Raw genomic sequence first — 23,459 nt, forward strand, 5'->3', positions numbered from 1 at the left:
CCATTGTCCGGCAGCCGCGCGCCGGCGTCGCGCGCCGCCTCAGCCCCCGGCCGCCGGCGGGAAGATGTCGACCTCCGCGCCGGGCGGCACCGGCGTCTCCAGCAGCTGCAGGTGGCGAATCTCCCGCCCGTCGACGAACACCTTGATGTAGTCGCCCAGCTCGCCGGACTCCGTCCAGAGCAGCGCGCGGATTTCCGGGAAGCGGTCGCCCACGGCCCGGAGGAGGTCGCCGGCCGTCGCCCCCGGCGGCAGGTCGAACTCGACCGTCTTGCCGCCGGCGAGCGGCCGGAGCGTGGCGTAGAAATTCACCCGCATGGTGCTCCCTCCCCGCGGGCGCGGCCCGCGCGCTACAGCCCGGCGACCTCAGCGTACCGCTTCAGCGCCGGGATGACCTGGTCGGCGCCTTCCGGCCGGACGCCGAAGATGACGCGGTCGACGCCCATCTCCGCGTACTGCTCGAGCACCTCTTTCGACGGCGGCACGCCGAAGACCGACACCGGGATGGGGCCGCGCCCGGCGGCCTTCGCCCGCTCCTGCAGCTCCCGGACCATCCCGGCCAGCACCTGCCCCGTCCGGCCGCCGATCGGCATCCAGCCGTCGCCGTACTCCAGCACGCGGTCCAGCGTGTGCGGCCCGGCGCCGCCGACGAGGATCGGCGGGTGCGGCTTCTGCACCGGCTTCGGCCACTGCCAGATCGGGTCGAAGTTGACGAACTTCCCGTGGAACTCCGCTTCGTCGTTCGTCCAGATCGCCTTCATCGCGAGGATGCGCTCCCGCAGGATCTTCCAGCGGAGCTTCGGGTTCGTCCCGTGGTTCTCCATCTCCTCCTCGTTCCAGCCGCCGCCGATGCCGAAGAGGAAGCGGCCGCCGGAGAGGTGGTCGACCGAGGCGACCTCCTTCGCCGTCATGATCGGGTCGCGCTGCATCACCAGGCAGACGCCCGTGCCGACCTTCAGCGTCTTCGTCACCGCGGCGACCGCGCCGCAGGCGACGAACGGGTCGAGCGTGTGGGAATACTCCCTCGGCAGCTCGCCGCCGCCGGGCCAGGGGGTGCGGCGGCTGGTGGGGATGTGCGAGTGCTCGGGGAAGAAGAGCGATTCGAACCCGAGCTCCTCGGCCGCCCGGCCGAGCTCGGTAACGGGGATGGCGTAGTCAGTCGGGAACATCTGGAGGCCGTACTTCATGGCGTGCTCCTGGGGTGGGTTTCGCCGCGCATTGCCGCCGGATTCTCGCCGCCACGGCCCGGGGTCGCAACCGCGCGGACGACTTCGAGCGCATCGGTGATGACGCCGCGGACGCCCAGCCGTTCGAGCCCGGGCAGGAGCGCCGGGTCGTTGACCGGCCAGGTGAGCAGCGCATCGGCGAGGGCGTGCAGCCGCTCGGCCCGCTCCGCCGTGAGCAGCTCGCGGTGGATGGCGACGGCCGCCGTCCGCCGGCCGGCGAGGTGCCGCGCGATCCGCTCGAATCGCCGCGCCGAGCCGATCGAATGCACGACGATCGCCGCCGGCTCCTCGTGGAACGGCTCGAGCAGCGACCAGCGCTGGGCGCTCACGAGGTAGGGCCGGCCGGGCGCCAGCTCCCGCATCGCGCGGCGGACGGCCGGGCCGAGCCGGTCGTTCCACCCCTTCAGGTCGAGATGGAGGAGGAGGTCCGCCGGCGCCGCCTCCAGCAGGTGCGCGAGCTGGAGGCGCGGCCCCCAGCCGGGTCGCAGCTCCCAGCGGTCCCAGAGCAGCGGGAGCGGGCCGGCCGTCTTCGTGTGCCGCACTTCGAGCCGCCCCCGGTGGAGCCAGAGGTCCGCTTCGATGACGCGCGCGCCGGCCGCCGCGGCCTCCGCGATGCGCGCCGGCTCGTTCCCCGCCCGGTGGGCGATGGCGAAGAGTCCCGGCGGCAGCTCAGGCAGCATCGGCCCGGCCCGGTTCGAACGGCCGCAGCCACGGCCCCGGCCGCCACGGCGCGAACCGCCGCCCGCGCGCCAGTTCGACGAGGTAGAGCGCCGTCAGCGCCATCGCCGCGCCGACGACGAGGTCGAGGATGTAGTGGTTCGCCGTCAGCACGGTCGCGAGCCCCATCGCCGCCGGCGCCGCCACGCCGATGACCTTCACCCACGCCCGGCGCGAACAGCGGATGATCCCCAGCCCGATGAGCAGATTCCAGCCGAAGTGGAAGCTCGGCATCGCGGCGTACTGGTTCACCAGCGCCGGCGGCTGCAGCACCCGGTAGGAGCGCGAATGCTCGGTCACCGTATCGATCAGGTTCGGGTCGAACAGCCGCGGCGGCGCCACCGGGAAGAGCGCGAAGATGACGAGGCCCGCGCTCCCGGAGAGGAGGAACGCATTGCGGATGGCGCGGTATTCGCCCGGGTGGCCGAGCACGAGCCACGCCGCCACGATGGCGATGAAGGGCCAGTGGCCCCAGATGTAGACCCAGTTCGCAAGCGTCACCAGCGCGTGCGAATGGATGATGAGCGCCTGCAGCCGGTCCTCGATGTGGATACCGAGCAGCTGTTCGAGCTCCACCACGCGGCTCGCGTTCCGCAGGGCATCGGCCGTCGCGCCCTGCGTGAGCCCGCGGATGGCGAAGTACGCCAGCACGGCGATGAGCATCAGGCCGAGCTCCCGCCCGGCTGCGATGACGGCGCCCTTGCCCGCGCGGGGCGCCCCGGCGGTCCGGTACCCCTCCATGGTCCAAGTCTAGTGGGCGGCGGCTCGCCTGTGATCCCCCTCAGCCCGCGATTTCAGCCGTTCCGGCGGCACCAGTGCGGGCCCGGGCGCGGATCGGGTACGCTCGAGCCGACGACCTCCTGCCGGTGGAACGCTGTGGTGCTGCCGCACGTCCTCGCCGCCGCCATCCCCGCGCTCAGCCCTGCCGATGCCGCCGGGGCGGCCGGCCTCGTCCTCTTCGCCGCCGGCCTCGCCGTCGCGGGGCTGGCGCCGCGGCTGCTCGCGCGGCGCCCGGGGCTGACGCCGGCGATCGCGGCCGGGGCCGTGCTCTGGGGCGCGGCGCTCTTCGCCGCATGGTATGCGTGGAGCGCCCCGGCGCGGCAGCGCCCCGCCGAGGGCGAGCCGCTGACCCTCGCCCTCACCGAACCCGCCGCGCTGCCGTTCGACGACCCGTTCGCGGACCTGCCCCCGCCCCAGCCCTGACGGGGCCTTGACGAACGGCTGTCGAAGGGCGAGATTGCGTTTTGACAATCGAAGACCGGGAGGGCCCTTCCGCCGCGCGCCGCGCGGGAGGAGCCGGGGCAAGCCGGTGCGAATCCGGCGCTGTGCCGCAACTGTGAGGTTCCCCGCCTGCCGGGGGCCGAGCCAGAAAACCCGCCCAACCGGACCGATGATCCTTCGCGCGAAAGGGGTCGGTGCCATGGTTCGCATCACCTGAGCCCGCCGCCGAGGCGGGTTTTTCGTTCCCCCGTCCTCGCGCACGTCCCCGTTCCGCACCGCCGCGGGCCGCTGCCCTGCGGCCGAACCCCCCTGACCCGGAGTCTCCATGAAACGTCTCGTCCTGCTCGCCGCTGCCGGCGCCGCGCTCCTGCCGGCGCTCGCCTTCGCCGCCCTGCCCGCCACCGATGCCGTCCTCAAGGGCGCCGCCTTCATCAAGACGGTCCAGCGCCCGGACGGCGGCTACGCCGAATCGCCCGGCCAGTCGATCGATGCCATCATCGCCGTCCGCGCCGCGGGCTACGACCCGCGCCTCGACGTGCAGAACGGCAAGACGCCGGCCGACTGGCTCATCGCGAACGCGCCGGCCATCACCTCGCCCGCGTCGGCGGCGAAGGCCGCCCTCGGCGCGAAGGCGCTCGGCCTCGACCCGAAGAACGTCGGCGGCACGAACCTCATCGCCGTCGCGCAGGCCGGCTACGACGCCGAGACCGGCGCCTACGCCGACAACGCCTTCAGCCAGTCGGTCGCTATCCTCGGCCTCGCCTGCACCGGCAACCAGCCCGGCGCGAAGGCGGCTGACAACCTGAAGGCCGCGGCCGTGCAGGGCGGCGGCTGGGGCTTCGGCGGCTTCGCCGACCCGGACACGACGGCCATCGCCATCCAGGCGCTCCTCGCCGCCGGCGTGCCCAGGACGGACGAGGCGATCAGCAAAGGGCTCGCCTGGCTGAAGGCGAACCAGGGCAATGACGGCGGCTGGGGCTACGACCCGGCCGAATCGAACACCTCCTCCACGGCGTTCGCCATCCAGGCGCTCCTCGCCCTCGGCGAGGACCCGGAATCGGCGGCCTACACCAAGAACGGCGTCACTCCCGTCCAGTACCTCCTCAGCCAGCAGCTGCCGGACGGCTCCTTCACCGGCTACGACCCGGCCTTCGCCGCGAACCAGGTCGTGCCCGCGCTCGCCGGCCGGACCTACTGCAACGCGCCGGAGACGCCGATCACCCGCACCCGCCCGGCGGCGCAGCCGACGCCCACCCCGCAGCCGACGACCCCGGCGGCGTCCCCGACTGCCCGGGCGACGACGCCCGCGCCGCGCCCGCCGGCGACCGGCGACAGCGCCGGCCCGGCCAGCCCCGCCGGCGGCGAGCTCGGCCTCGCGCTCGCAGGCTTCGCGCTGCTCGCGGCGGGCGGCGCGGCGGCTGCCCTCGCCCGGCGCCGCGGCTGACGCCCGGACCATGCACCCGGCGAGCTGGGTCGGCTGGGTCCTCGCGGTGATGGTGGCGGCGCTTGCCACCACCAATCCGTTCTACCTGGCCGTTATCCTGCTCGCCGTCGTGCTCGTCGCCGTGCTCGCCCCGCGCGAAGGGCCGGGGGTGATCAGCTTCCGCGCGCTGGCCGTCTTCGGCGTGGTGATGTTCGCGCTCTCGCTCGGCATCGCCGCCATCAACGGCAGCTACGGCGACCACATCCTGTTCACCATCCCCGGGCCGGAGGTTCCCCGCTGGCTGGGCGGCCTCCGGCTCGGCGGCCCCGTCTCGGCGGAGGGGCTCGCCGGCGCCGCCATCCGCGGCCTCGCCATCCTCTGCATCCTCTTCGCCTACGGCGTCTTCAACGGCGCGGTCAGCCCCCACCGCGTGCTCCGCTCCACCCCGGCGGCGCTCTTCCAGGCGAGCCTCGTCGTGACCGTCGGCCTCACCCTCCTGCCCTCCAGCGTGGAAGACCTCCGCCGCGTGCGCGAGATGCGGGCCCTGCGCGGCGCGCCGGGCGGCTGGCGCGAACTGCCGGCGCTCGTCGTCCCGGCCATCGTCGGCGGGCTCGAGCGCTCGCTCCGGCTGGCGGAGGCGATGGAGGCGCGCGGCTACGGGGCGAGCCCGCCGCTCGCGCTGGCGCCCCGGCTGGCGGCCGCGGCCTCTGCGCCGCTGCTCATCGCCGCCGCCTGGCTCTGGTTCTACGAAACCGGCTGGCGGCCGCTCGCTGCGCTCCTGGCGTTCGCCGCGGCTGCGCTCCTCTGGTGGTGGTGGCGGGCCGCCAGCCGCGCCCGCGCCGTCAGCCGGTTCGACCGCGAGCCGCTGCCTGCCGCCGAGCGGGCCGGGCTGCTCGTGGCCGCGGCCTCCGCGCTCGGGCTCCTTGCGCTCCGGCTCACCGGCCGCGGCGCGCTCACCTACAACCCGTTCGCCGGCCTGCCGCTGCCGGGCTTCGAACCGCTGCCGGCGCTGCTCGCCGCGGCCCTCGCCTGGCCGGCGGTCCTGCTCATCGCCCGGCCGGCGCCCGCCCGCGGGGCCGCCGAGCGCGACAGCCGCCTCGCCGCGGAGCCCGCGCCGTGAGCCCCCTCGCGGTGCTCGAAGGCGTGACCTACGCCTACCCCGGCAGCCCCCGGCCGGCGCTCGAGGGCGTCTCGCTCGCGATCGAACCCGGCAGCCTCGTGCTCGCCGCCGGCCCCTCCGCCAGCGGCAAATCGACCCTCCTCCGCCTGTTCAACGGCCTCGTGCCGCAGTTCCACGGCGGCCGCATCAGCGGGAGCGCGCGCGTCGCCGGGCTCGACCCGTTCGCGGCGCCCGCCCGCCGGATGGCTCTCGAAGTCGGCATGGTCTTCCAGGAGCCCGAGGCGCAGACCATCGCCGAGACGGTGCAGGAGGAGATCGTCTTCGGCATGGAGCAGCAGGGCATCGCGCCGGCCGAGATGCGCCGCCGCCTCGAGCGGCTCCTCGCCGAGCTCGGCATCGAGCATCTCCGCCGCCGCCGGCTCTCCACGCTCTCCGGCGGCGAACGCCAGCGGGTCGCCATCGCCGCCGTGCTGGCGCTCGAACCGCGGCTGCTCGTGCTCGATGAGCCGACTTCCCAGCTCGACGGCGACGGCGCGGAAGCCGTCATCGGCGCCCTCGAAGGGCTGCGCCGCCGGGGCGACCTCGCCATCATCGTCGCCGAGCACCGGCTGGAGCGGCTGCTGCCGCGGGCCGACGCGGTCATCGCCGTCGAAGCCGGCCGCGCAGCGCTCCTGCCCCCGGGTGAGGCAGCGGCCGTGCTCCGCTCGGTGCCGCCCGCCGTCGAGCTCGCGCGCCGGCTCGGGCTGCGCCCGCTGCCCCTCGCGCTCGCCGCGGCGGCCGCTGCGCTCCGCGGCCGCGACCTCGCCGCCGCGCCCCGCCCGCTGCCGGCGCCCGGCGCCGAACTCCTCCGCGCCGACGGCCTCACCGTCCGCTACGGCGCTGCCGAGGCGCTCCGCGGCGTCACCGTCACCCTGCGCGAAGGCGAAGTCGTGGCCCTCGTCGGCCCGAACGGCAGCGGCAAGAGCACGCTCTTCCGCGCGCTCGCCGGGCTCGTCCAGCCGGCCGCAGGCGCGGTGCGCTTCGGCGGCGCGCCCGCGCCGCGCGGCCCGCGCGAGCGCACCGCCCGCGCCGGCCTCGTGCCGCAGGACCCGGCGCTCGCCCTCTACCAGGAGTCCGTCGCCGCTGAGCTGGCGGAGACGCTCCGCCACCGCGGCCTGCCGCGCGGCCGGGCCGAGATCGAGGCCGCCGCGCAGGCCTGGACCATCGACGGGCTGCTCGACCGCGACCCGCGCGACCTCTCCGTCGGCCAGCAGCAGCGGGTGGCCATCGCGGCGATGCTCGCCCACGGCCCCCGCACCTGGCTGATGGATGAGCCGACGCGCGGCATGGACGGGCCGGCGAAAGCGTGGCTCGCCGCGCGCCTCCGGGAGCACGCCGCCGCCGGCGGCGCCGCCATCGTCGCCACCCACGACATCGAAGCGGCGGCCCAGTTCGCGACGCGCGTCATCGGCCTCCGCGCCGGCGAAATCGCCTTCGACCTCCCGGCGGCCCGCGCCTTCGCTGCCGACGGTCCGCTGCCGACGCAGGTCGCGCAGCTCGTGCCGGGCGCCGTCACGCTGGAGGAGGTGGCCATCCCGTGCGCCGCCTGATCGCTGCCCTCGCTGCTGCCGCTGCGCTCGTCCCCTTCGCCGCCCGCGCCGACGGCGAAGCGGGCCTCGTCATCCAGGTCGGCGACCAGGTGACGACGTGGTGCGTGCCCTTCACGGGCGACAGCATCTCCGGCGAGCAGCTGCTGGCGGCGAGCGGCCTGCCGGTCGAGCAGTTCGGCGGCGGCAGCGGCCGGGTCGTCTGCGCCATCGGCCAGACCGGCTGTTTCGATGCCGCGAACTTCGATGCCTGCTTCTGCCGGTGCAAAGGCGGCGATTGCACCTACTGGGCCTTCTTCACCCGGGCCTACGGCCGCGGCTGGGTCTACTCCTCCGTCGGCATTTCGCTGGCGAAGGCGAAGGACGGCGACGTCCACGGCTGGAAGTGGGGCCGCGGCGGGCCCTCCAGCGCGCCCGCGCCGGCCGATATCACCTTCGAACAGATTTGCGGCCACCCGCCGCGCGGCGGGGCAGCGCCCACGGCGGCGGCCACCGCGCCGCCTTCCCCCGCGCCGGCGACGGCTGCGCCGGGCGCGGGGAGTTCGCCCGCCGCCGCATCGCCGACGGCCGCGGCGACGGTCCCGCCGGCGCCGAGCCCCGGCAGCGAAACGGCCACCGCCGCGCCGTCGCCGCCGACCGCGGCGGGGGTCACCATCACGGCCGCGAGCCCAGCCCCTCCCGGCAGCACCCCGGCGGCCGCCGCGGGCGGCAGCGCTCCCGCTGCCGGCGATGACGACGCCGCCGGCCGGCTGGCCGGGTTCGGCGCGGTCGCCGGCGCGCTCATCCTCGCCATCATCGGCGCGGCAGCCTGGAGGCGGCGCCGTGGCCGCTAGCCCCGCCCTCCCCCGCGCCGCTGCGCGGCCCGCCGCCGCCCGCTTCGACCCGGGCGCGCTCGTCTTCGTCCTGCTCAACGTGCTGGGGCTGTTCGCCTACCTCCACCCGTTCTTCGCGCCCGGCGTCGTCGACGAGGGGTCGGCGTGGTTCGCTCACCAGGCCGATGCGCCGGTGGTGTTCGCCGGCATCGCCGCGCTCTGCCTCGTGCTCGTCGTGGCCGACCTGGCGAGCGGCGGGCTGGACAGCAAGCGGCTGGCGGTGCTGGGCGTGCTCTCTGCGCTGGCGGCGGTGCTGCGCACGATCACCCTGCCGGCGGGCGCGAACCTCTACTTCTTCCTCGTGATCCTCGGCGCGTTCACCTTCGGCGCGCGGCTGGGCTTCCTGCTGGGCGCGCTCTCGTTCTTCCTGAGCGCGGTGGTGACGGGCGGGTTCGGCCCGTGGCTGCCGTTCCAGATGTTCGCCGCGGGCTGGATGGGCGCGAGCGCGGGCCTGCTCGGCCGCTTCGCCGATGCGCGGGAGCTCGGGCCGCGGCGGCGGCTCGCGCTCGTCATCGCCTTCGGCTCGGCCTGGGGCCTCATCTACGGCGCGATCACGAACCTGTGGGCCTGGCCGTGGATCGTTGCCGGGCCGGATATCTCCTACCAGGCGGGCGCCGGCCCGCTCGAAACCCTCCGCCGCTACTGGAACTACTACCTGCTCACCAGCCTCGGCTGGGACCTCTTCCGGACCATCTGCAACGCGGTGGTGCTGGGGGCTGTCGGCGGGCCGATCCTCCGCGCGCTGCTCCGCTTCCGCGAGCGGTTCTCGTTCGAGCGCGGCGCGCCGGCCGGCTAGCGGCCGCCGCCGCCGCAGCCCGCCGGCGCAACGGCGAGCGTCGCCTGCCGGCCGGCGCCGTCGTAGGCGGTGAACGTCACCGGGCCGGCGCCCTGCCCGTCGAGCGCGAGGCCCGCGCCCCACTGCAGGCCGCCGGCGTGGCCGAGGTCGACCGTGACCGTTTCGCCGCCGGCGGTGAAGGTGGCCGTCACCCGCACCACGCCGATGTCGTCAGCAACCTGGGCGGTGAGGGTGACGCTCGGCGCGCCGCCGGCCGTGCCGCAGGTCATGCTGGCAGAGAGGAACTGCGGCGGCTGGCCGCCCCGCCGCCCGATGACCGGCACCGCGAAGCTGTTCGCCGGCCCCGTGACGGTGACGGCCGCCGGGTAGTCGCCTTCGTCCGCCGGGAGCGCCGTCCCGTCGACCCGGAGCGTGATGGTGACCGACCCGTAGGCCGGGATGCTGCCGCCCGCCGGGCCGATGAGCCACGGCGCGGAGGGCGCGAGGCTGTACTCCGCCGCGCAGCCGGTGGCGTTCTGGAGCTGGAAGCTGGCCTGCCCCCCGGCAGGGATGACGAGTGTGCCCGTTCCCGGCGGCAGCGAAAGCGAGGGCGCGCAGGGCGTGGGCGTGGCCGATGGCGCGGCGGTCGGCGTCGCAGTGGCCGTGGCCCCGGGCGCGGTCGGCGTGGGACTGGCCCCGGCCGCCGTCGGGGTCGGCGCCGGGGCGCTCCCGCCGGCAGGCGCCGCTGTCGGCGAAGCGCCGCCCGGGCCGCCGCCGGGCGAGGGGCTCACCCCGGCCGTCGGCGAGCTGCCCGCGCCCCCGGCCGATGGTGACGGGCTGCCTCCGCCCGCCGCCGTCCCGGGCGAAGGGCTGACCGGCACGATGATCGTCTGGCTGCCGCCGCCCGCGGCGGGCGTCGCGAAATCCGGGCTGCCCTGCCGCGCGCCGCTGCCGTCGTCCCGGGTGAGCGCGAGCGGGCTGAAGGGCAGGACGAGGGCGAGCAGCAGCACGCCGGCGGCCACGCCGAGCAGCGCCCCGGCGCGGAGGAAGCCGGGCGACGTGAAGCCGTGGCCGCCCTGCGGCGGCGCTTGCCTCGCCGCCGGGTCCGCCGGGCGCGGCTGCGGGCGCGGCCCCGGCGCGCGGAGCAGCTGCTCCAGCCCGGCCGCGCGGACGCCCGGGGGCGCGGCGACCGGCGCGAGCCCGCCGAAGACGGCCAGCGGCGCGAGCCGCCGGCGCCGCTCCCGGCACTCACCGCACCGCTCGACGTGGCGGTCGACGGCCTTCCGCACGGCCGGCGTCATCGCCCCCGCGGCCGCGGCCGGCGCGAGCACCGCCGCCAGCTCTTCGCACCGCTCGCCGGCCTGCTTCCAGAGGACGTAGGCGCTGATGGCGCTCTCGACCGCCTTCTTCAGGCGGTGGAGCAGGACGTACGCGTTGTTCCGGGTGATGCCGAGCGCGGCCGCGATCTCCTCCGCATCGAGCCCCTGCCGCAGGTGGAGGTCGAGCAGCGAGAGCTGGCGCGGGTCGAGCCCGGCTGCCGCCTCCCAGACGAGCTTCGCGGCCGCCGCGGCTTCCGCGGCCTCCTGCGGGCTGGCGAACCGCGACGGGTCGACCACGTCGAAGGCGAACTCCTCGCCCTCGGCGTCGATGACGGCGAGCGGCCGCGTGCGGCCGCGCCGCTCGAGGCGGTTGAGCGCGGTGTTCCGCGCGATGCTGAAGAGCCAGCTCCGGAAGCTGGCGCCCTGCTTGAGGCCCCCGAGCGCGTTCATGGCCTTGAGGAACGTCTCCTGGGCGATGTCCGCGGCCTCGTCCCGGTTGCGCACCATGCGCGCGGCGAAGTCGTAGACGGCATCGAAGTAGCGCTCGTACAGCTGTGCGAGCGCTTCCCGGTCGCCGCCCTGCGCGGCTTCGACGAGGTCCGCGTCAGTGAGCTGGGTCATGCCAACTCCATGCGCCCGGGAGGGGGCGAAGCCCGCCGGGCAGGGATTGGACCGCCCGGGGGTGCCACATCTTACACCGGCGGTCCATCAGGCCCGGCGCGCGCGCTCCCGCCACCAGCCTTCGAGGAAGCCCGCGCCGTAACTCACGTGCATCGTGGCCATGGCGGCGAAGGTGAGCGCCGGGTTCGCCCCGTGGCGCTGCGCCGCCCGGTAGGCCGCGAACCCGCCGAGCCCGACGTAGGCGAGCGCGAGGCCCCGGAGCGCCAGCCGCGCCGGCTTCGAAACCCGGCCGAGGAGCCACAGCGCCGGGCCGCCGGCCACCATCGCGGCGGGGGCGAAGTGCCGCGCGCGCAGCGGGCGCCCGCGCACGAAGAGCGTCCCCTTCGCCGCGCCGTACTCCCGGTACTGCCGGGCCAGCGCCCGCAGCGTCCGCCGCGGGTAGTAGCTCGACCGGATCGCCGGGTCGAGCCAGATCTTCCCGCCCGCTTCGATGAGCCGCGCGTTGTAGCTGTCCTCATCCGCGCCGTCGACCGTCTCATCGAACTCGCCGACGACCTCCCACACCCGCCGGTGGTAGCAGCCGAACGGCACGGTATCGACGTAGCCCGCCTCGCTCGCGTAGCGGAACTTCGCGTTGCCGACGCCGAAGGGGGAGGACATCGCGGCCGCGATCGCGCGGCCGACGGCGCCTTCGCCGATCGTCTCGATGGGGCCGCCGACGCAGGCCGCGCCCGTCCGCTTCAGGGCCTCGACGGACTGGCGGACGAAATCGGGCCGCACCGTGCTGTGGGCGCCGATGATGATCCAGCAGTCGCCGCGGGCCGCCTTCATCCCCTCGTTCAGGCCCGCCACGGTGATCCGCCGCGGGTTGTCGACCAGCTCCAGGCGGGCGAACGGCGACGGGTAGGCGCGCACCAGCTCCCGCGTCCGGTCGGTGCTGCCGCCGTCCGCGACGATGACTTCGATGCCGCCGGCGCCGTAGTCCTGCGCGGCGAGCGCATCGAGCAGGGCGGTGATGTACCGCTCTTCGTTCAGGCAGGGGATGACGATGGAGACGAGCGGCCGGTCCGGCAGGGTGAGCGGCGCATCGTCGAGGCGGGCGGCAGCGGCGGGTGCGGTCATGCGTCCACGCTATCACGCCCCGCCCGGCGGTCAATCCGCGCGCGGTGCCACGCTTCCACGCGGGCGGCAATCCGGACGGCGTCGTGGTGCTGTTCGACCCAGCGGCGGGAGGCGGCGCCGACGGCCTCGGCCACCACCCGGTCGTCGAGCAGCCGCTCGGCCGCCTCGGCCACCTGCGCCGGCGTCTCGGCGTGGACGACCGGCGCTTCGGCCCCGTAGACGTCGGCGAAGCGGAAGGAGGCGATGACCGGGCGGGCGCAGGCCATGCCTTCGAGCTCGACCATGCCGATGGCGCCCTCGTGGACCTGCCCGATGAGCACCCGGTGGCGCGCCATGAGCGCCGGCAGCCGCTCCCGCGGCTGGCGGAGGAGGAGCACGACGCTGGGCAGCCGCTCGAACGCGCGCGTGAGTTCGCCGCCGGCGATGGCGGTCACCCGCAGCCCGGGCCGCCGCGCTGTGAGCTGCTCCACGGCGGCAAGGATTTTCCCCGCCCCCTTGTTCTCTGCCAGCGCGCAGATGATGAAGACGTCCCGCGCATCGGGCGGGAGGGGCGCGGGCCGGAAGGTGGCGAGGTCGACCGGGTTCGGCAGGAACTCGGCATCGGGGCGCACGGCGCGGCACCACGGTTCGAGGTCCGGCGTCGAATAGTACACGTGGGCCGCGCGCCGCATCGCCAGCCGGATGAGCCCCCGCCACGGCCGCCGCGCGAGGTCGCGCACGTCGTCGCCGTGGCAGTGGAGGACGTACGGCACGCCGGCGAGCACGCCGACGAGCCCGAGGTAGGCGTAGTGGATGTGGACGGCGTCGTAGCGGCCCCGCCGGAGCCGCCACGCCAGCCGGAGCCAGTCGGCCAGCCGCAGCGGCGCGACCGCCAGCTTCAGCAGCGGCGGCAGCGAGGCGCCGTACAGCCGCGGCTGGAGCAGCTCCGTTTCGTGGCCGCGCGCCCGCAGGCCGGCCGCAAGCTCGGAGGCGACGGAGGCGACGTCGTTGACCTGCGCGAACCGCATCAGGCCGCCGGCGCTGCGGGGACGGGCTCGCCCCGGATGATGGCCTGCGCCACCGCCTCTACCCGGTCGACGATGCGCTCGAGGCCGTGGTGCCGTTCCACCCAGGCGCGGCCGGCGTCCCCGGCGCGGTCGCGCGCGGCAGGGTCGTTCGCCAGCCGCTCGACGATGCGGGCGATGTCGTCGCCGTCGACGGCGGAGAAGAACGGCGGCGGCTCGCTGTAGCCGCCCCGCTCGTTGAACCAGGTGACGACCGGCCGGCCGCAGGCCATCGCCTCGAGCTCGGCCATGCCGGCAGAGCCGAGCCGCGCCTGCCCGATGACGATGCCGTGCTCGTCGATGATCTGCGGCAGCCGGGAGCGCGGGTGGCGGGCAAAGAGCGTGACGTTCGGCAGCGCCCGGAACGCCTTCGTGAATTCGCCGCCGCCGAACGCATCGATGCGCAGGTCGGGGACGCGCTCAGCGAGCAGCCGGCAGGCGCGGAGGATCCGCTCCGCACCCTTCACCTTCGTCAGCGCGCAGGCCACCCATGCGGACCGGTGGGCCGAGGGCGGCGTCCGCGGCGCGAAGACGGCGGTATCGATCGGGTTCGGCAGGAACTCCGCGTCCGGCCGCAGCGGCAGCACCCACGAGGCGAGGTCCGGCGTCGAATAGAACACGTGGCGCGCCTGCCGGATGGCGTTGGCGATGAGCGGCCGGGTGACGAACGTGCCGCCGCGGAGGTCCGTCCCGTGGCAGTGGAGGATGTACGGAAAGCCGCCGAGCGCGCCGATGTTGCCGAGGTAGGCGTAGTGGATGTGGACGAGGTCGTACCGCCCGGCCCGGATCCGCCGGATGAGGTCGACCCAGTCCAGCGCCCGGATCGGCCCGGTGATCGGCTTGATGTTCGGGTGCAGTTTCGCGCCGACGAGCCGGGGGTAGAAGTAATCGACGGTGTGGCCGCGCGCGCGGAGGCCCGCGCCGATTTCGGTGGCGACGGAGGCGATGTCGTTGATCTCGGCGATCCGCATCGGGCTCACCCCTCGCCCGGGCGCCGCGACGGGCTCAGCCACTCCAGCGAGAAGATAGCGACGAGGCCGAAGATGACCGTGACGGCGAGGGCGACCGCGACGCGGCCCGCAAGCGAGCCCGCCAGCCCGCCGGAGAACGAGTAGCTCACCTCCAGCCGGCTCTCGGCGCTGCCGACGGCAATCTGCGCGTTGCCGAGGTTGACGAAGGCCGAATCGCGCACCTGCCGGAGGCCGCGCACTTCGTTCAGGAGCGCCTGCGTGGCGCTGTCCAGCTGCTGCTCGGGGAGCGCCGGTGCGAGGCTGGCGTACTCGCGGAGGGCCGCCTCGAGCGAGGCCACCCGGGCGGCCAGCACGGCCTGCGCCTGCCCCGCCTGCACCGGCTGGCCGATGACCGCAGCGGCCGCTGCCGCAGCCGCCTCCGGGCTGGCGCCGCCGATGCCGGTGAGCGCGCCTTTCGCCTCCGCCAGCTGCCGCTCCAGCACGGCCCGCTGCTCCGTCACGAAGACGAGCGGGTTGGTGTCGCCCCGCGTCTCCACCAGCGCCGCGAGGTCGATGCCGCGGCCCGCCGTCGCGGCTTCGAGCCGGCGGTACGCCTCCTGGTACGCTGCCTCGGCGTTCGCCGCCACCTGCCGCCGCCGCTCCACGAATCGCGTCCGGAAGAGCCCGTCCGGCGCGGTGTACTCCCGGGTGTACACATCGACGAAGGCCTGCCGGTACCGCTCGGCCTTCGCCTTGTCGGGGTCCGAAATCGAGACCGTGAGGATGCCGCGCGAAATCCCGTCGCCCACGGAAATCGGGAAGAGGCTCACGCTGAAGCGGGCGTAGTCGAAATCCGGCTCGCCGATCGCATCGATGACCTTCTGCTTGAACGCCGGGTCAGAGGTCATCGCCTGCGCCTCGAAGATCCGGAGGCCGCGGTCGCCGCCGATCACGAGGTCGTGCACCGTGGTGTCGAGCGTCATGGTCGCGACAGCGGTCGAGCCGCCGGTGACCGCGCCGACCGCCAGCGCGGCGAGGATGCCGAGCGCGGCGAAGGGGAGGAAGACCCACCAGCGGCGCCGGATGACCTGGACATCGCGCTGGAGGCCGCTGGTTTCGGTGGGCATCGCGGGGTATGGTAGGTTCGCCCGGTTTCCGGGGTCAATCGTGAGAACGTTCACGAGGTTTTCGTGCCCCACCTCGACCTCGCGCTCGTGGTCTTCGTCCAGGCGGCCCTCCTCGCCGCGGTCATCATCCTCCGCGAGCCGAAGCTCCTCATCCCGGCGGTCGTCATCGGCCTCCCGTTCGAATACCTGCAGACGGAGACGGTGGGGATGCTCGGCGAGGGCGGCGTCGGCGGCGCCATCCGTGTGATGCTGAACCCGGGCAAAGCCGCGATGGCCGCCACCATCGCGGTCGCCCTCTGGCGGGCGCGCTACGAGCCGCGCCGCCTCTTCCCCCGCTCCGGTGTGCTCCTCGGTGCGCTCGTCATCCTCGCCATCTCGGTGCTCGGCCTCGGCTGGGCCGATGCGCAGCGGCCGAACAACGCGACGCTCATCCTCGTCATGTACGTCGCGTTCGTCTTCGCCGCGCCGTCGCTCATCGAAGACCGGCGCGACCTCGAGCGGATCATCGCCGCGTTCTTCCTCGCGGCGGTCGGCCTCTCCGTGCTCGCCGTGGCGCAGCGTGTCCTCGGCGTCTTCCAGTGGCGGGCCGTCCTCGTCCAGTCGGATGCGTACAGCTACCGTTCGAACGCGACGTTTGCGGACCCGAACAACCTCGCGCGCTTCCTCGCGATCACGATGGCGCTGGCGGCAGCTGCCATTCTGGCGCTCGGCCCGCGGCGGCTCACCGTGTACCTCGCGGTGCCGGCGCTCGTGCTCTCGGCTCCCGCCCTCATCGCCACCGCCTCCCGCTCCGGCTGGCTGGGCATGCTGATGGCCTGTTTCATCGTCGTCCTGCTCGCGCCCGTGCCGCGCTCCACGAAGCTGCGCATCAACGCCGGGGCGTTCGGCACGCTCGGGGCGCTCCTCGCTCTCCTGCTCATCCAGGGCGGCTCCGATGCGGCGCGCGTCCGCTCGCTCGCCAGCGGCGTCGATGTCGTGCTCGGCGTGCGGCAGTTCCTCATCCGCGCCGGCTGGGAGATGTTCAAGGACAACCCGCTCTTCGGCGTCGGCACGGGCGGCTATCAGAACGCCCTCCTGCTCGTCTACCACTGGGTGATGCCCTCCTGGGCGAAAACGTCGCTCTCTCACACTTCGTTCATCAGCATCCTCGCCGAGTGGGGCCTGCTCGGCGTCGCGGCCTTCGGCTTCTTCGCGGCCCGGGCGGGCGGCGCAGCCGTGCGCATCTACCGCGCCAGCCGCGATCCCTTCCAGCGGATGCTCGGCGGCTGGCTCATCGCGGCATTCGTCGAAATCCTCTTCCAGTCGCAGTCCGAAGGCCGGCTGTTCGAAGAGCCGTACCTCTGGCTGCTGCTGGCGGTGGCTGCAGCGCTCGAGATGGGCGCGGCCGCCCGCGAGCCTGCGCGGGCCCCGGAACCCGCCGCGGCCGGCGCCGCACCTGCGGCCCCCGCCGCCCCGGCCGCGCCTGCCGGCGCTCCCGCCTGATCGCCCCCCGCGCGGCCGGGCGGTAGCATGGGCGCGATGTACACCGTGCTCGCCGGCGGCGTCGGCGCTTCCCGCTTCCTGCAGGGGCTGGCGATGGCCGTCCCCCAGCGCGACATCACCGTCATCTCCAACACCGGCGACGACCTCGAGTTCGCCGGCCTCCACGTCTCGCCCGATACCGACATCGTCATCTATGCGCTTGCCGGGGCCGTGAACCCGGAGACCGGCTGGGGCCTCGCAGGCGACACCTTCGCCGTCGTCGAGGCGCTCCAGCGGTTCGGCTACGAACGCTGGTTCAACCTCGGCGACCGCGACCTCGCGACGGCGCTCCACCGCACCCGCCTCCTCCGCGAAGGCTGGCCGATGCACCGCATCGCGGCCGACCTCGCCCGCGCGTGGGGCCTCGAGTGCCGCATCCTGCCGATGAGCGACGAGCCCGTCCGCACTGTCGTCCTCGGCCCGGGCGGCGAGCTCCCCTTTCAGGAGTACATGGTCCGCCTCCGGACCGAGCCGGAGGTGCAGGGCTTCCGGTTCGCCGGCGCGGAAGCGGCCCGGCCGGCCCCCGGCGTCCTCGAGGCGATCCGCGAAGCCCGGGCCGTCATCCTCGCGCCGAGCAACCCGTTCGTCAGCATCGGCCCCATCCTCGCCGTGCCCGGCATCCGCGAAGCCTTGGCCGGGACGCGCGCGGCCCGCGCCGCGATCAGCCCGATCATCGCCGGGCAGGTGGTGAAAGGGCCGGCCGCGAAGATGCTCGCCGCCCTCGGCCACGAGGTCTCCGCCCTCGGTGTCGCCCGCCTCTACGCCGGGCTCATCGACCTCTTCGTGCTGGACACGGCGGATGCCGCGCTGGCCCCGGCGGTGGAGGCGCTCGGCATGCGCGCGCTCGTCACCGAGACGCTGATGACGACGCCGGAGCGGAAGCGCGAGCTGGCGGCGGCGGTGCTCGCCGCGCTGGAGGGTGCCCGGTGAGCCTGCCCGTCCTCATCCCCGTCAACCGGCTCGACCGCGCGAAAGGCCGCCTCGCGCCGCTCCTCACCGAAGCCGAGCGCGAGGAGCTGTCGCTCATCACGCTGGAGACCGTCGCCCATGCCGCCGGCGCCGCGGCGCTCATCCTCACGGCCGACCCGCGCGTGCGCGAGCGGATGGCCGGCCGCTGCCGCGTGCTCGAGGAAGACCCGGCCGCCGAGGGCCTGAACGCCCAGCTCGAAGCGGCGATCGCCCGCCTCCGGGCCGACGGCACCATCGCCGACCGCCTCCTCATCCTCCATGCCGACCTCCCGCTCGTCCGCGGCTGGACCATCGAGACGCTCGACGCCGAAGACCCCGGCCCGGGGAGCGCCGTCCTCGTCCGCAGCCGCGACGGCGGCACGAACGCGATGCTGCTCCACCCGCCGGGCCGCTTCCCGCTCGCCTACGGGCCGGGCAGCTTCGAACGCCACGCCGCCGCCGCCCGCGCGGCCGGGATGCAGGTCATCGAAAGCGAGAACCGGGAGCTGAAGCTCGACCTCGATACGCCCGGCGACGTCGCCGAGCTGCTCCGCACGGCCCGCGGCCAGCAGACGGCCGCCGGCCACTACCTCCTCGCCATCGGCGCCGACCGGCGGCTCGCGGAGGCCCGCGCGTGAGGCTCGCGCGCGCCCTCGGCGGAGCGGCGGCCGCGGCGCTCATCCTCTTCGCCGCCGCTGCCTGCGGCTCCGAACGGCAGACGGCGCCGCCGCGGCCGACCCCGACGCCCACGCTCGAAGGCGCCCGGCCAGCCGGCAGCCGCACCGTCATCGACATGGCCGGCCGGGAGGTCCGCCTCCCCGAGCGCATCGAGCGGGTCGCCGTCACCGCGCCGGCGGCGGCCGATTACGCCCGCGCGCTCGGGCTCGAAGTCGTCGGCCAGCCCTCGGACATCCCGGCGGCCGAGGGCGCCCGGCCGGTCGGCTCCACGCTCAACCCCGATTTCCCGGCCATCGCCGCGCTCGCGCCGGACCTCGTCATCGGCGACGCGGCGGTGCAGGGCGCGCGCATCGCGGATTTCGACCGCTTCACCGTGCCGGTCTACCTCGTGAAGGCGGCCGACTACCTCGCCATCCTCGACGCCGTCGAGCGGCTCGGCGAGGCCGTCGGCAGAGAGGAGGAAGCGGCAGCCCTCCGCGCCGACCTCGAAGGGCGGGTGGTGGCCGCCGCGCTGGCTGCCCGCGAGCGCCGGGCGGCGCAGAGCAGCCTCCGCGTGCTCGTCCTCACCGGCGCGGGGCGCGACGTCTTCGCGGCCGGCCCGGCGACCTACATCGGCAACCTGCTCAGCATGCTCGGCGCGGAGAACGCCCTCGCGAACCCGCCCGAGGGCGGCCCGCTGCCCGGCTTCGGCGTCATCGACCCCGGCGCCGCCGCGCAGCTTGCCCCCGATGTCGTCCTCGTCCTGCCGGCGGGCGACGGCGGCCTCGATACGCTCATCCGCACCGACCCGGCGTGGGCCGCGACCCCGGCCGTGCGCAGCGGCCGGGTCTACGCCATCGACCGGGTGCTCTTCCTGCGGGCGCCGGGGCCGCGCGTCGCCGAGGCGATGGAAACGCTGCTCGGCCTCCTCTGGCCGGCGCGCTAGCCCTGCGCCTGCGCGGCCGCCATGGCTTCGAGGATGAGCGGGTGCGGCCGCTCCTCCAGCGTGTCCAGCACCTCATACGCCTGCAGGTCGTGAATCGCCGAGAGCGAGCGCCGGAGCATCGCCTTCGCCAGCTCGACCCCGCGGTCGTTCGCGAGGTCGATCGAGCCGGCGGACACCACCGGGTAGGTGAGGCACCACATCACCGTCATCCGGTAGTCCTCCCAGCACTGCTCCCACGGGTAGTCGCGGACGCCGTGCTCCAGCAGCGTCTCGTGGTAGGCGCGCACGACGTCGCGCTCGTGCGCCTTCCGCACGGCCGGGTCGACGGATTGGCTCATGAAGTAGCCGATGTCGTATGGCCCGCGCGCCTTGACGGCGATCTGCCAGTCGACGAGCGTCAGCGGCGCATCACCCTCCGGGCTGCCCCAGAAGACGTTGTCGAGCCGAAGGTCGCCGTGGCAGAGCGTCTCGGGCGCACCGGAGAAGCGGTCCTGCATCGGGTTCATCCGGTGCATGTAGCGCAGCACCATCTCGCGCTCGAAGTCGGTCAGTTCGCCGCCGAAGTTCTGGAGGAACGGCTCGACCGCCTGGGCGAAGGCCACGGCCGCCATCAGGTTCACCGGGTCGTTCCCGCGCGGGATCCAGTCGAGCGCGTCGAGCTCCGGCGAATTCCACCAGCGGGCGTGCAGCCGGCCGACCTCCCGGGCGAGGGTGTAGCACTCCTCAGCGCTCGCGCCAGCCACCTGGTCGCCGAGGCGGAGCCCGCCGAGGTCCTCCATGAGGATGACGTACTGGACGGTTTCCGGGTCGCCGGCGGCGTAGTAGGCGCGGGCGCTGCGCACGCCGATGCGGTCAGCGAGCTCGTCGTAGATGCGCCGCTCTTTTTCGTAGAAGCCGAGCATGTGGGCGACGCCGCGACCGCCGGGGTCTGCCGTCGGGATCTTGGCGATGAGCGTTTTCGGCGCGCCGGGCTCGTCCCGGTCGTAGACGAGGGTGACGCGGGCGAGCTCGCCGAGGATGCCCACGCCGGCGCCGATGCGCTCGCGCGGCGATTCGACGACGCGCGCCTCGCGGAGGTGGCCCCGCTCCCGCAGCGCGGCGGTGAGCCACTCCGGCGTGACGTCGTCCATCGTGGCGGGAATGGAAAGGCTGGTCATTCAGCAAAAACCCCCCGGGCGAACAGATTCGAGGAATCTAGCACCCGGGGGGCTTCAGAGCGATGGGCGCGCTTGCGCCGTTAACCCGCCGCTACATCAGCGGCGGCGGCGCTTTCGGCGGGTTCCGCCATTCGACCGCGAAGAGCGTGACCATCGCCGCGACGATCGTGACGCCGAGGCTGATGCCGCCGAGGATGGCGACGGTGTCGCGCGTCCGCCGGCTCACCTGGTCGATATCGCCGAGGAAGACGGAGACGGTGAAGATCGCCGTGAGCGCGAGGAAGGCGCCGGCCGGGGCGAGCGCTTCCCACTTGCCCTGCTGGGCGAGGTAGCCGAAAGCCAGCCCGGCGATAGCGAAGAACGGGATGAACGAGACGAGCCACTCGCGGTGGTTGTCCCACGAATCGCGCAGTTCGAACATCGCTACGGTGAAGAGCAGGGCGAAGACGGCGCCGAAGCCGTAGCCCCAGAAGCGGGCGGCGAGGTCCTTCCACGTGACGGCCGGGCCTTTCGGCCGCGTCGCGCGGTCGTGGATGAACTCGGACTTCTGCGGTTCGAACGGAGCAGGGAGGGAGAAATCGGCCATCGTGGGCCGATTGTGGCCGGGAACGCCGGCTTCCGGCAAGCGTTCAGGCGCTGAGCGCGGCCTGCCGGGCGGTGATCGCCGCGAGCCAGCGCCGGTCGCGGCCGTTCGGGCGGCGGTCCAGCCGCTCTTCGAGGATGGCCCGCGCCTGCTCCAGCCGGCCCGCCCGCGCGCACGCCTCGATGAGCGTCTCCTCGAAGACGTCGCGCTGGGCGTGGCTGCCGCCGAGCCGGATGAACTCCGGCCGCGCGAGCTGGAAGAGGTTCGCCGCCCGGCTCCAGTCGCCGTGGGCGAAGGCGAGGTACGCCTCGCCGAGCGTCACGAGCATCGGGCCGGCGTTCAGCTTGCCGCCGGCGGCCCGGTCGCGGAGCTGGCCGACGAGCGTGGCCAGCCGGGCGGTGTCGTTCGCGGCGCACCACGCGATGAGGCAGTGCGCATCGGCCCACGTGACCCCGGCGCGGGGGAAGTTCGCCGCCGCGTACTCCGCAACTTCGCCCCACGGCAGCCCATCGGCCGGCCGCTCCGTCAGCGTGCAGCGCCAGAGCAGCGAGGCGGCATCGGCGATCGTCCCCAGCGGCGGCGACGTCGCCACCGTCGGCCGGATGACGCGGTCGTACAGCTCCAGCACGCGGTCGACGTTGCCCGCCGCCAGTTCGAAGAGGGCGAGGTGCCAGTGGTTGTGGACGTACAGCTGGTGGGCCGGGTCGTAGCCGATGAGCCACTCCCGCAGGAAGGCTGCGCCGCCCTCGGCGTCGCCGGTTTCGTAGGCGATGTGGGCGACGGTGTGCGAGGCGTGGCCGTTGCGGGGGTTCCCGGCGAGCGAGCGCTCCACCGCCTGCCGCGCGTCCTCGTGGCGGAACAGTTCGTTGTAGGCGAAGGCGAGCTGGGAGAGGAACCACCAGTCGTCGCCGTAGGCCGGCGCGAGCGGTTCGAGCAGGGCAAGCTGCTCGTCGTTCCGCTCCAGCCGGCCGCTGAAGCCGATGAGGCCGTAGACGCCGGTCGCCTGCGAAAGCACGAAGGCGTCGCGCGGGAACTCGGCGATGTGGGCGCGGAGCTTTTCGAGGGCGGCGCGGCTGTCGCCGGCGACGGCGGCGGCGATGCACTCCACGTGCTGGCGTTCGCGCCGGGTGGCGCCGCCGACCACCTGCCGGGCGCGCTCGGCGGCCTCCCGCGCCTCCAGCGGCCGCGCGCGGAACTGCAGCAGCCGGGCCTCGGCGATGTGGGCGAGGGCGAAGCCGGGGTCCTCCTGCCGCGCCGCGCGGAAGCAGTCCTCCGCCTCCGCCTCGGCGGCGAGGGCGTGGTCGAGCCCGCGGCAGTAGGCCTCGGCAGCCTTCGCCGAGGTGGTCGAGAGCGGCAGCCCGTACCGGTCGGTGAACGGCATGGCATCCCCCCGGGGCGGCGTGCGCGCATTCTAGGCCAGCGGCGCGCCGGCCGCGCGGGTCAGCTGCCGCCGCTCCCTTTCGGCACGGGGAAGAGCGCCCAGAGCCCGTTGTGGTCGCTGGCGTAGAGCAGCCGCCCGTCGGCGAGCTGCGCCGGCCGGTCGGCGAGCGGCCCCGCGACGGAGGCGCTCCAGCCGGCGGAGAAGATGAACGAGGTCCGCTGAGCGGGCGGCGGCTGCTCGCCGATGACGGAGGGCCGGCAGCAGGTGGCCGGGTTCGTCACCGCCAGCGGGTCCTCGAAGCCGAGCGCGCGGATCGCCTCGTAGGCGGGCGAGCCGGGCGGGTCGGAGAGGTCGGCGAGGATGATCGCCGGGCCGCCGCCGCGCTGCGCCTGCACGAATGCCGCGAACGATTCGGCCTGCTGCCCGCGGAGCCGCTCGCTGCCGCCCGTGAGGTGGGTGATGAAGGCGTCGATTGTCGGAATCGCCGGCGGGCCCTTGATGCGGACGTGGAGCGCGGCCCGGCCCTCCGTTTCGCTCGTGCGGGGGTTGAGCCACGCCGGCGTCGCCCCCTGCACCACCCAGCGGTCGCTCCGGACGAGGATGAGTTCGCCCTCCTCGAAGCCGATCTGCTTCGCCAGCTCGCGGTTCTGCGCCTCGGTGCGGGTGGTGAACCACGGGTTCGCCTGCACGAAGAGCGGCTCCATCTTCAGCTCGGCGGCGAGCTTCGCCACGGCCGAGCCGTGGCTGGCCGTCCACGTCGCCTCGCTGAAGCCGGCGAGGTCCGGCCGGTAGCTGCGCAGCTCCTCGGCAACCAGCTTCAGCCGGTCTTCGAAGGTGTCGCCCGCCGTCGTGTCGTTGGCGTCGGTGGCGATCGGGCTCATCAGGTTGAGGTAGGCGACGCGGAACTCCGTCGGCTCCGGCGTCGGCTCGGGGGTGGGCACGGGCTTCGTCGGCGTCGGCTCCGGCGTTTCGACGGGCCGGGCGAAGCTGTCGCTCGGCGGCTTCGAGGAGCAGGCGGCCGCGAGGCTCCCCGCGGAGAGCGCGCCGAGGCCGATGAGGAAGCGTCGCCGGCTCAGCATTGACATTTCCCCGCGGCCGCTGGTGTAGTGGACCGTATCGGCGATGACGGAGACGAGTAGCGCCGCAT

General features: G+C 74.5%; 23 protein-coding genes and 1 riboswitch. Of the genes, 10 read left to right on the plus strand and 13 right to left on the minus strand.

The genetic code is table 11. The features are described 5' to 3' along the window. Positions 1 to 39: 39 nt before the first annotated feature. The 4 genes from O0235_RS07220 to O0235_RS07235 are packed head-to-tail and all read right to left on the minus strand — an operon-like array spanning position 40 to position 2,681. A complete protein-coding gene (locus tag O0235_RS07220) occupies positions 40 to 315 on the minus strand; it encodes a ubiquitin-like small modifier protein 1 (protein ID WP_270057869.1) in 276 nt (91 codons plus the stop codon). A 32-nt stretch (positions 316 to 347) separates the two neighbouring features. Continuing rightward, the gene (locus O0235_RS07225) at positions 348 to 1,184 is read right to left on the minus strand and encodes an LLM class F420-dependent oxidoreductase (RefSeq protein WP_270057870.1); all 837 of its coding nucleotides are present in this window, start codon (positions 1,182 to 1,184) and stop codon (positions 348 to 350) included. Beyond that, positions 1,181 to 1,903, minus strand: a complete 723-nt coding sequence (locus O0235_RS07230; RefSeq protein ID WP_270057871.1) for a PI-PLC domain-containing protein — start codon at positions 1,901 to 1,903, stop codon at positions 1,181 to 1,183. Before O0235_RS07230 ends, O0235_RS07225 begins: the two co-directional genes overlap by 4 nt. Continuing rightward, the gene (locus tag O0235_RS07235; RefSeq protein ID WP_270057872.1) at positions 1,893 to 2,681 is read right to left on the minus strand and encodes a phosphatase PAP2 family protein; all 789 of its coding nucleotides are present in this window, start codon (positions 2,679 to 2,681) and stop codon (positions 1,893 to 1,895) included. The genes O0235_RS07230 and O0235_RS07235 overlap by 11 nt, the downstream gene beginning before the upstream one ends. 138 nt (positions 2,682 to 2,819) lie before the next feature. Between O0235_RS07235 and O0235_RS07240 the strand changes: the two genes are divergently transcribed. The 6 genes from O0235_RS07240 to O0235_RS07265 all read left to right on the plus strand — a co-directional run bounded on the left by O0235_RS07240 (position 2,820) and on the right by O0235_RS07265 (position 8,958). Then, positions 2,820 to 3,143 (plus strand): hypothetical protein, encoded by a 324-nt coding sequence (locus tag O0235_RS07240; RefSeq protein WP_270057873.1) that lies wholly within the window; start codon positions 2,820 to 2,822, stop codon positions 3,141 to 3,143. A gap of 44 nt (positions 3,144 to 3,187) precedes the next feature. Then, positions 3,188 to 3,336: riboswitch (cobalamin riboswitch) on the plus strand. A 150-nt stretch (positions 3,337 to 3,486) separates the two neighbouring features. Continuing rightward, positions 3,487 to 4,605, plus strand: coding sequence for a prenyltransferase/squalene oxidase repeat-containing protein (locus tag O0235_RS07245; RefSeq protein WP_270057874.1), 1,119 nt, complete (start codon positions 3,487 to 3,489; stop codon positions 4,603 to 4,605). A gap of 10 nt (positions 4,606 to 4,615) precedes the next feature. Then, on the plus strand, positions 4,616 to 5,704 hold the full coding sequence (locus O0235_RS07250; protein ID WP_270057875.1) for an energy-coupling factor transporter transmembrane component T family protein: 1,089 nt from the start codon (positions 4,616 to 4,618) through the stop codon (positions 5,702 to 5,704). Continuing rightward, on the plus strand, positions 5,701 to 7,293 hold the full coding sequence (locus O0235_RS07255) for an ABC transporter ATP-binding protein (protein WP_270057876.1): 1,593 nt from the start codon (positions 5,701 to 5,703) through the stop codon (positions 7,291 to 7,293). Before O0235_RS07250 ends, O0235_RS07255 begins: the two co-directional genes overlap by 4 nt. Continuing rightward, entirely contained in the window at positions 7,281 to 8,123 is an 843-nt protein-coding gene (locus O0235_RS07260) for an SCO2322-related protein (RefSeq protein WP_270057877.1), read from the plus strand. Before O0235_RS07255 ends, O0235_RS07260 begins: the two co-directional genes overlap by 13 nt. Continuing rightward, complete coding sequence (locus O0235_RS07265; RefSeq protein WP_270057878.1) at positions 8,113 to 8,958, plus strand: ECF transporter S component; 846 nt, start codon at positions 8,113 to 8,115, stop codon at positions 8,956 to 8,958. Before O0235_RS07260 ends, O0235_RS07265 begins: the two co-directional genes overlap by 11 nt. Here the strand turns inward: O0235_RS07265 and O0235_RS07270 are convergent. From O0235_RS07270 to O0235_RS07290, 5 genes are all read right to left on the minus strand, one after another. Continuing rightward, the gene (locus O0235_RS07270) at positions 8,955 to 10,877 is read right to left on the minus strand and encodes an RNA polymerase sigma factor (protein ID WP_270057879.1); all 1,923 of its coding nucleotides are present in this window, start codon (positions 10,875 to 10,877) and stop codon (positions 8,955 to 8,957) included. The two genes, O0235_RS07265 and O0235_RS07270, sit on opposite strands and share 4 nt — an antisense overlap. An 87-nt stretch (positions 10,878 to 10,964) precedes the next feature. After that, positions 10,965 to 11,999 carry a glycosyltransferase family 2 protein gene (locus O0235_RS07275; RefSeq protein ID WP_270057880.1) on the minus strand — a complete coding sequence of 345 codons (1,035 nt, stop codon included), beginning with the start codon at positions 11,997 to 11,999 and terminating at the stop codon, positions 10,965 to 10,967. Then, positions 11,996 to 13,006, minus strand: coding sequence for a glycosyltransferase family 4 protein (locus O0235_RS07280; RefSeq protein WP_270057881.1), 1,011 nt, complete (start codon positions 13,004 to 13,006; stop codon positions 11,996 to 11,998). Before O0235_RS07280 ends, O0235_RS07275 begins: the two co-directional genes overlap by 4 nt. Then, complete coding sequence (locus O0235_RS07285) at positions 13,006 to 14,055, minus strand: glycosyltransferase family 4 protein (RefSeq protein WP_270057882.1); 1,050 nt, start codon at positions 14,053 to 14,055, stop codon at positions 13,006 to 13,008. Before O0235_RS07285 ends, O0235_RS07280 begins: the two co-directional genes overlap by 1 nt. Then, on the minus strand, positions 14,019 to 15,119 hold the full coding sequence (locus tag O0235_RS07290; protein ID WP_270057883.1) for a GumC domain-containing protein: 1,101 nt from the start codon (positions 15,117 to 15,119) through the stop codon (positions 14,019 to 14,021). The genes O0235_RS07285 and O0235_RS07290 overlap by 37 nt, the downstream gene beginning before the upstream one ends. Before the next feature lie 63 nt (positions 15,120 to 15,182). Between O0235_RS07290 and O0235_RS07295 the strand changes: the two genes are divergently transcribed. The 4 genes from O0235_RS07295 to O0235_RS07310 are packed head-to-tail and all read left to right on the plus strand — an operon-like array spanning position 15,183 to position 19,191. Further along, positions 15,183 to 16,601, plus strand: coding sequence for an O-antigen ligase family protein (locus tag O0235_RS07295; RefSeq protein WP_270057884.1), 1,419 nt, complete (start codon positions 15,183 to 15,185; stop codon positions 16,599 to 16,601). A 36-nt stretch (positions 16,602 to 16,637) separates the two neighbouring features. Next, the gene (gene cofD, locus O0235_RS07300; protein WP_270057885.1) at positions 16,638 to 17,570 is read left to right on the plus strand and encodes a 2-phospho-L-lactate transferase; all 933 of its coding nucleotides are present in this window, start codon (positions 16,638 to 16,640) and stop codon (positions 17,568 to 17,570) included. After that, positions 17,567 to 18,226: a 2-phospho-L-lactate guanylyltransferase gene (cofC, locus tag O0235_RS07305; RefSeq protein ID WP_270057886.1), complete on the plus strand. Its 660-nt coding sequence runs from the start codon at positions 17,567 to 17,569 to the stop codon at positions 18,224 to 18,226. Before cofD ends, cofC begins: the two co-directional genes overlap by 4 nt. Next, positions 18,223 to 19,191, plus strand: a complete 969-nt coding sequence (locus tag O0235_RS07310; protein WP_270057887.1) for an ABC transporter substrate-binding protein — start codon at positions 18,223 to 18,225, stop codon at positions 19,189 to 19,191. The genes cofC and O0235_RS07310 overlap by 4 nt, the downstream gene beginning before the upstream one ends. Here O0235_RS07310 and O0235_RS07315 read toward each other — a convergent pair. The 4 genes from O0235_RS07315 to O0235_RS07330 form a co-directional block, all read right to left on the minus strand. Continuing rightward, a complete protein-coding gene (locus O0235_RS07315; protein ID WP_270057888.1) occupies positions 19,188 to 20,348 on the minus strand; it encodes a phosphotransferase in 1,161 nt (386 codons plus the stop codon). The genes O0235_RS07310 and O0235_RS07315 overlap by 4 nt on opposite strands. 91 nt (positions 20,349 to 20,439) lie before the next feature. After that, complete coding sequence (locus O0235_RS07320) at positions 20,440 to 20,934, minus strand: hypothetical protein (protein ID WP_270057889.1); 495 nt, start codon at positions 20,932 to 20,934, stop codon at positions 20,440 to 20,442. Between the two features lie 43 nt (positions 20,935 to 20,977). Further along, positions 20,978 to 22,312, minus strand: coding sequence for a tetratricopeptide repeat protein (locus tag O0235_RS07325; RefSeq protein ID WP_270057890.1), 1,335 nt, complete (start codon positions 22,310 to 22,312; stop codon positions 20,978 to 20,980). Between the two features lie 59 nt (positions 22,313 to 22,371). Further along, positions 22,372 to 23,391 (minus strand): exonuclease/endonuclease/phosphatase family protein, encoded by a 1,020-nt coding sequence (locus O0235_RS07330; protein ID WP_270057891.1) that lies wholly within the window; start codon positions 23,389 to 23,391, stop codon positions 22,372 to 22,374. Positions 23,392 to 23,459: the final 68 nt, after the last annotated feature.

The organism is Tepidiforma flava, assembly GCF_027594505.1.
Lineage (GTDB): Bacteria > Chloroflexota > Dehalococcoidia > Tepidiformales > Tepidiformaceae > Tepidiforma > Tepidiforma flava.